This window comes from Paenibacillus sp. A3 (genome assembly GCF_001399685.1).
Lineage (GTDB): Bacteria > Bacillota > Bacilli > Paenibacillales > NBRC-103111 > Paenibacillus_G.
Map to the genome: position 1 here is coordinate 1 of NZ_JTHN01000195.1, position 1,773 is coordinate 1,773.

3 protein-coding genes are annotated in these 1,773 nt (G+C 46.9%); all 3 read right to left on the bottom strand.

From position 1 onward, the window contains the following. Positions 1-487 (bottom strand): LacI family DNA-binding transcriptional regulator (locus QJ48_RS27115; protein ID WP_157261767.1); only part of this gene is annotated, 487 nt, incomplete at its 3' end. A gap of 50 nt (positions 488-537) precedes the next feature. Then, positions 538-1,362, bottom strand: coding sequence for a ChbG/HpnK family deacetylase (locus QJ48_RS27120; RefSeq protein WP_054976517.1), 825 nt, complete (start codon positions 1,360-1,362; stop codon positions 538-540). Positions 1,363-1,524: 162 nt separating this feature from the next. Beyond that, the coding region (locus tag QJ48_RS27125; protein ID WP_162238574.1) for a substrate-binding domain-containing protein at positions 1,525-1,773 on the bottom strand (249 nt) is incomplete at its 5' end.

The window sequence follows — 1,773 nt, forward strand, 5'->3', positions numbered from 1 at the left end:
GCACTCCTCCGCTATAATTGTCTGACGAAATACATGGAATGGACTTGGAAATTTGACGATCCAGGGTGACCAGCGGAAGCTTGATCGACGTATATTCTTTCACACTCATCGTATGACTGCCCATAATAATTCCATCCACTTGGCTGGCTCTTAGCAAATCGATATACTCCTTCTCCTTTTTTTTATTAAGCAAAGAATTGCAGAGCATCAGCTTATAGCCGTGCTTGTAGGCGTAATATTCGATATGCTTTGTGATTTGCCCAAAAAACGGATGGGAGATGTCCGGTATAATGAGACCAATAACATTCGATTTTTTGCGCGATAATGAACGTGCCAGCTCGTTAGGCTGGTAGTTCATCTCTTCCATGGCTTCGTGCACTTTTTTCTTCAGGTCGTCGCTTAAATATCCCCGGTTGTTTAACACCCGGGAAATTGTCGTAACCGAAACCCCTACTTTTTCTGCGATATCTTTTATCGTAACGGCCATCAAAGCTCCTCCTTGTATCAGACAGCCGCTGTTTTGGTTCGGTGCTATCACTAGAAAAACCATTCATCAAGCGGGGGCAGCTTCTCCGTTACCACGGATGCTTCATCGTATCGAATGGGAACGATTCCTTTCTCCTTGCATAGCTTCAGGATTCGCGGATCGGTGAAAAGCTTCGCCTCCAACACCCTGCTAGCGGCAAGCTCCCCCCCGGAAATATGTTTGTTTCCCAGCATTCTCATTTCACAGGTATCGATCGCCGGATGACCAACATATAAATATTGTCCCTTATCAGCGGCTCTAAGGCGCGAAAAGATATCATCAAGAAGATGATCCGTTTCTTCTACCCGCCGTAAAGAAGAGCAAAAACGATTCCAGTATAACAATCCTTCTTTATCCGCCCATTCCGTCATGCGCTCTTCCATACCAGGCACATGGTACTCCGGAAACATGTGGGTATCGACATAAGTGATTCGGAACCCCAACCGTCTAAGCTTATCCAGTTGCGCCTGAATCTCAAGCATGATCTCGTCCAAATCAGGCTTTTGCGCCTCAAATACTTGCGGAGAAGGCGTAAACATTCCGTTCCCATCGACTAAGGTAGAGACTTGGGAAACCGGCAGAACAGGCCCCCACTTCACTTGATCCCATTCTGCGTTCAAAGTCGCATGTAAGCCAAAGCAAACATCTTCATGTCCGATCAGCATTTCTGCGGCTTCTTCTATAAACCGGCAAGGAGCCATTAAAGAAATATTTTTTAAAAATCCGGCCTTTAAAGCTTCTACGATGCCTACATTGGCCGAATGAGAGCTGCCGCAATCATCTGCCCTGGTTATGAGCCGGATTGCGGGTTCCCTTCCATTCGATTCCTGAAGCACGGTTCACTCCCCATTTCGATCCTCGGTTTTAAGATTTTGGGATAGCAATGACGCATTATGTGTCAACCGGTTGACACCAAGGGCGCAACCGGATGCCGGCTTCTGTCCCGAAGCCACGCGCCCGCTATTTTGTTTATCCCTCGTCAAATTCCCATTCAAAATTCATGTCGTATCCCGCTGTATAAGCGTGACCGGAAACGAATTTATCATAGAGACCTCTTCCCCTTGGAGCAGCTTTGCAATCAATTCAATGGCGCATTCGCTCATTTCCCGAATAGGCTGCCTTATGGATGTCAGGCGGGGCCATACCAAGGATGCGATTCCCACGTCGTCATACCCGATAATTTTCATTTCTTGCGGGATTGTTTTCTTTAATTGATGACAAGCTTGAATGACCAAGGCAGCCAGGAC